The 3,555-nt window shown below is 62.3% G+C and carries 2 protein-coding genes; both read right to left on the bottom strand.

Annotated elements, in window-relative coordinates:
- Window positions 1-612 precede the first annotated feature (612 nt).
- Window positions 613-2,097 (bottom strand): Asp-tRNA(Asn)/Glu-tRNA(Gln) amidotransferase subunit GatB, encoded by a 1,485-nt coding sequence (gene gatB, locus BGO16_RS11125; protein WP_292618765.1) that lies wholly within the window; start codon window positions 2,095-2,097, stop codon window positions 613-615.
- Between the two features lie 74 nt (window positions 2,098-2,171).
- Window positions 2,172-3,551 carry a patatin-like phospholipase family protein gene (locus BGO16_RS11130; RefSeq protein ID WP_292618803.1) on the bottom strand — a complete coding sequence of 460 codons (1,380 nt, stop codon included), beginning with the start codon at window positions 3,549-3,551 and terminating at the stop codon, window positions 2,172-2,174.
- Window positions 3,552-3,555 lie beyond the last annotated feature (4 nt).

The following is a 3,555-nucleotide window of genomic DNA, read 5'->3' on the forward strand; positions in this document are numbered from 1 at the left end:
TCGCCTTTGCCTTCTTCGCCTTCTTGGCCATGTTGCCCTCCAGGGTTAGTGAGATGGCTTAGTCGCTGCGTGCACTCGGGAATCGAAATGCACATCCTTCGAATACACCAACACATTGAAAAAAACAGTGTCCCCACTTAAGGAAGTGTTGACGGACCAATGCCGTCGCAGCGACGGCGCAATTCATCATGATGCGCAGAGTCGGTAATGCGCGGCGCAAGTAACCCACGGAAAATCTGCGTCGTCAAATGTCAACATTTCAGGAAGCGGCTGTGCCGCAGCGGCATCCTGCATTTCATTGAGTGACGACGAACATGTGGCACGCGTCGTATCGAGTGGTCGCGCCGGTGAAGATCGTCATGGCGCGGACTCCGAGTCGTAATTTTTGGCAACAAAAATATTTTCGCGATATTCTCGGAAGTTGCCATTCGGCGCTCGTGAAGGTGCGGTTATTGCGAATCGCAAAATCCGATTCGCAAAACCGATCCGTCCATCACGAACCAACGTCTCGCGCCGTAGACGATCCCTGCTGCCGGCAAAAGCACGATCGCATTTTCAAAAATGCAGACACGACGAGACGCGACGGCGATCCGTGCGCGCGGATGCCGAGGTTCAAAGACCGAGCTTGGTCTTGAGCAGATCATTCACGGCTTGCGGATTGGCCTTGCCGCCCGACGCCTTCATCACCTGACCGACGAACCAGCCGATCATCTGCGGCTTGTCGCGGACCTGCGCGGCCTTGTCCGGATTGGCGGCGACGATGTCGTCAACCGCCTTCTCGATCGCACCCAGGTCGGTGACCTGCTTCATCCCGCGTGCTTCGACCAGCGCCCGCGGGTCGCCGCCCTCTGTCCAGACGATCTCAAATAAGTCCTTGGCGATCTTGCCGGAGATGGTTCCCTCGCTGATCAGGTCCACGATCGCGGCGAGCTGCGATGCCGATACCGGCGATTCAGCGATGACCCGGCTTTCCTTGTTGAGTCGTCCGAACAGTTCGTTGATCACCCAGTTGGCGGCCAGCTTTCCGTCACGGCGCGCGTTCGCAAGCCCCGACAGCACCGCCTCATAGAAGCTGGCGCTCTCATGTTCGCCGACCAGCACGGCGGCGTCATATGGCGTCAGGCCGAGGTCGCCGATGAAGCGCGCCTTCTTCTGGTCAGGCAATTCCGGCAGGTCGGCCTTCTGCGCCTCGACGAAGTCTTGCGAAAATTCCAGCGGCAGCAGGTCGGGGTCCGGAAAATAGCGGTAGTCGTGCGCCTCTTCCTTGGAGCGCATCGCCCGGGTCTCGCCCTTGTCCGGATCGAACAGCCGGGTTTCCTGGTCGATGCTGCCGCCGTCCTCGAGGATGCCGATCTGGCGGCGCGCCTCATGTTCGATCGCCTGGCCGATGAAGCGGATGGAATTGACGTTCTTGATCTCGCAGCGGGTGCCGAAGGGTTCGCCGGGCCGGCGCACCGAGACGTTGACGTCGGCGCGCAGGCTGCCCTTCTCCATGTCGCCGTCGCAGGTGCCGAGATAGCGCAGGATCGTCCGCAGTTTCGTCACATAGGCCCTGGCCTGCTCCGACGAGCGCATATCGGGCTTGGAGACGATTTCCATCAGCGCCACGCCGGAGCGGTTCAGATCGATCGCGCTCATGTCGGCGTGCTGGTCGTGCAGCGACTTGCCGGCGTCCTGTTCAAGGTGCAGCCGCTCGATCCCGACCGTGATGCTGGTGCCGTCGGCCAGGTCCACCACGACGTCGCCCTCGCCGACGATCGGCGACTTGTACTGGCTGATCTGATAGCCCTGCGGCAGGTCGGGGTAGAAATAGTTCTTGCGGTCGAACACCGAGCGCAGGTTGATCCGGGCGTTCAGCCCCAATCCGGTCCGCACCGCCTGCCGGACGCATTCCTCATTGATGACAGGCAGCATTCCGGGCATCGCGGCGTCGACCAGCGAGACGTGGCTGTTAGGATCGCCGCCGAAAGCAGTCGACGCACCGGAAAACAGCTTTGCGTTGGATGTGACCTGGGCGTGGACTTCGAGCCCGATCACGATCTCCCACTCGCCGGTGGCGCCTTTGATCAGGTTCGACGGTTTGACAGGTGCGTTCATGCGCGGCTTTTACCCCGGAGATTGCGACGGGAAAACCCCCGTCCAAATCAATTGAGTCGGCCGCTTGCGCCGGCTCACTTGCTGCCGACAAACGCGCGGAAAGTAGGACTCGCCCGCAATGCGTCGCGCCCGGCGGCGATCACGTCGTCCACCTGCTGCTGCGGCAAGTGAAATCGGGTCGGAACGTTCTCGAGGCGGGCGGCGCGCGCGGAATCGAGTTGATCGAAGCCGACCCGGCCTACAAAAAATTTCAGATCGTGACAGTTCCAACCCGGACGCGCGCCGTACCGGGCGCGCTCCGCTGCCGACAGACCACAACGCCAACGGATCAGGGCCGCCTGCCAGTCACCCATGGTGCGCTCGAAGGCGGTATAGCCCGCGCCGACGCTGGCATCGATCGCGGTGTCCGCCGCCGCCTTGACCAGGTCGACGCCGCTCGGGCCTTCAATGGTATTGACCCAGTTGCCTGAAACGCCGGTCTTTGCATCCACGACCACAACCAGCCCGCGCCGAATTTTGACGGCCTGCTCGGGTGACAGCGGTTCATAGGGCGCGCGCGCCGACAGCAGCGCGATGGTAAAACCGGACAGGCCGTAGTTGTCGACCAGCCCGCCGTCGAGCAGCTTGATGTAGGGCATTTCGCCGTCATGATAGCGGCTGATCGCTTTCGCAAACGCGCTCAGCATCGGCGGCGCGTTGCGATTATCGCGCGTCTTCACAACCCAGGCCGGCAGCGGATCCTTGCATCGACCCGGAAAAGTCTGAATCACCACCGGCGCGAACGCAACAGGCACCGCCGCCGACGCCGCCACCGCGTTTGCCAGCGGATAGGACGCAAGGTCGCTGCACATCGCGCTGAACGCGGTCACGCCAAAGACAAAGGGCGTGCGGTTGTAGATGTCGGAGGCATTGATCCACACCCGCGGGCGCACCGTCTTGCGAAGATCGGCGAAGGTCGCGCCATGAAACAGGTTGGCATCGAGCCAGCGCGGCAGGCCGCTGGAGTCGTTGATGCCGCCGGCGAAGGCCTTGCCAAGCGTGGCGAGGTTGAGGTTGGTTTGAAGCCCCTCCTCGGCATTGCGCAGCAGGAACTTTTCACGGAAGTCGGACAGCGCCGCGCGTTTGTGCAGTCCGAAATACGCGGCGGTCACCGACCCTCCGGACACCCCGGAAATGAAATCGATACGATCGATCATGGATGCGCCGCCGCCGCGCACCGGCGTCTGCGCCAGTTCTTCCAGCACGCCGAAGGAAAAGGCGGCCGCCCGCGTACCGCCGCCCGAAAACGACAGCGCGACCAGATCATCATCGGTGGCGGTGCGTTCCTCGAAGTTTTCGTGAAGCTGGCCCAGGAATTCGGCGCTGCTGCCCGGCTGGTTGACCGGCGTGTTCTGGATCGACGCGCAGCCGAGCAGCACCGCGCACAACCCGACGATAGCGAATGCCGAACGCATGATT

It is taken from the genome of Nitrobacter sp. 62-23, assembly GCF_001897285.1.
In the GTDB taxonomy this organism is placed as follows: Bacteria; Pseudomonadota; Alphaproteobacteria; order Rhizobiales; family Xanthobacteraceae; genus Nitrobacter.